This is a genomic window from Methanocalculus sp. (assembly GCF_029762515.1).
Classification (GTDB): Archaea; Halobacteriota; Methanomicrobia; order Methanomicrobiales; family Methanocorpusculaceae; genus Methanocalculus.
Window position 1 is genome coordinate 1 of record NZ_JARVGN010000408.1, and the last position, 1968, is coordinate 1968.

The 1968-nt window shown below is 51.6% G+C and carries 2 protein-coding genes; one reads left to right on the forward strand and one right to left on the reverse strand.

Translation table 11 applies throughout. The features are described 5' to 3' along the window. On the forward strand, positions 1-836 hold an 836-nt coding region (locus QCH34_RS11550; RefSeq protein ID WP_300334332.1), incomplete at its 5' end, for an AIR synthase-related protein. Positions 837-1211: 375 nt separating this feature from the next. On the opposite strand, the gene QCH34_RS11555 is transcribed toward QCH34_RS11550, so the two are convergent. Further along, a partial coding sequence (locus QCH34_RS11555; RefSeq protein ID WP_366898627.1) for a methyltransferase domain-containing protein occupies positions 1212-1968 on the reverse strand: 757 nt, incomplete at its 5' end.

Consider the following 1968-nt stretch of genomic DNA (forward strand, 5'->3'; position numbering starts at 1 on the left):
ATATTCATGTGGCAGATGATGGCGATGTTGCAAAGATCTTCGACTACACAGCCGGGATTACCACTGTCTCAGAGGCACTGGGTGTTCCGCTCATCGCCGGATCAACCCTCCGTATCGGGGGCGATATGGTGATCGGCGACCGGATGACAGGATGTGTCGGTGTCGTCGGGGTTGCAGAGCATATTACCGCCAGAAGAAAGATCATGCCTGGCGATCTCTTCCTGATGACGGAAGGGTCCGGCGGCGGCACCATTGCCACCGCTGCAATCTATTCCGGCAATGCGGAATATGTGGAAGAGACGATCAACCTCAATTTCCTCAGGGCATGCGATGCACTCGTCCGGGATCCAATCTTCACAGAGATCCACGCGATGACCGATGTCACCAATGGGGGGCTCAGGGGTGACACCTATGAGATGGCAGAGACCGCTGGCTGCCGGATCGTCATCGAAGAAGAAAATATTCGGACGCTTATCAATCCGCGTGTTCTCGCTCTCCTCGATAAGCTTGGAATTGACTATCTTGGCGTATCCATCGACTCGCTCCTTGTCGTGGTTCCTCCGGAGGCAGCAGAACGCGTCATCTCTGTGATCAGAAAAACAGGAGTTGCCGTTGCAATCATTGGCCGGGCAGAAGAAGGACCAGCAGAATCGATCCTCCTCTCCGGTGGGATTGAGACCGACTTTTCGCCACAATTCCGTGAGGCTGCCTATACCCCGCTGAAGAAGGTCGTTGAGAAGCAAAGCGGGGATTTTGAGGAGATGAAAAGGAAAGTTGACCGTGCAGCAGATGCGGCACGGGAAAAGAAGCAGCGGATGCTGAAGAGACTGCAATAGTCTTCTCTTAATCTTCCTCGCTATCATTTAGGGGTATTTAAAGCAGGTGCGGCGCGGGTATCGGGGGGCGGGTTCGCGAGGGAACAGGATGACAGAGATGATACACCCTTGCTCGAGAGAGCTACCTGAAAGGCGATTCAGAAAGAATCGGGTGTTTATCTGCTCTGGCAGCCCCTATATACATTCCCGCCTCTCCCGCGCTAGCATCTGCGGTAGCCCAGTACAACCTTCCTGCGAAGCATGTGAGGACGGGGACGGGGTGGTGGGGGAACAATGCCTCAGTGAACAGATCCTATTGATAGTTTAACACCTGATACACAGATGTTGACTCGTACCCTATTTAAAACCCACACGAATCAGCAAATTGCCTTTTTCTTACTCCTTTTTTCCACTTACACAGACATTGAATGCAAGATAGGGTATATGCGCCTCGATGAATGGCTCAAACCTCTGAGCAAAGGAAAATAGCCTGGGAGAGAGGGTATAGTGTGCGAATGAGCAGCGGGCGGATTGAACATCAACAAAACCAGCCTTAGAGAACATATCCTCCATCTCTTTTCCGGTATAGTAATGCTCCCCAAAATCACCTACTCCAATCTTATTGAATCCAAGACGCTCACCGAGCCGGTAGAAGAAAGGCACCATGCAGGTGAGCGTATTCCAGGAGAGCGTACAGACTGCTATCTGTCCGCCAGGTTTCAGAATGCGATATGATTCACGCAGCATTGCTTCTGGATCATTCAGATAGGTGAAGGCAAGAAGGCTTGCAATGCTGTCAAATGTCTCATCCTCAAATGGGAGAACATCAGCTGTTCCGACAAGGAATTCAGAATCAGGGCACCGGAGACGCCCCATCCTGACCATGCCGGGAGAGATGTCAAGCCCGATAGCCTCCTCCCCGGTTTTATTATAGTGTTCGATAAAGATTCCTGTTCCACATCCAAGATCCAGAAGGAATCCCCGACTTTTGAGTCGATCAAGAACAAGTCCGCTCAGATGCTGATGGTACAGCCGTCCCTGCCTGAGGTCGTACCGCTGATCATAGACCCCGGCAACCTCATCATAATGTGCCTGTACTTTTGCCCTGCTCATATCTTCAACTCCTCCAAACGCGCCAGAAAGGCATTTACCT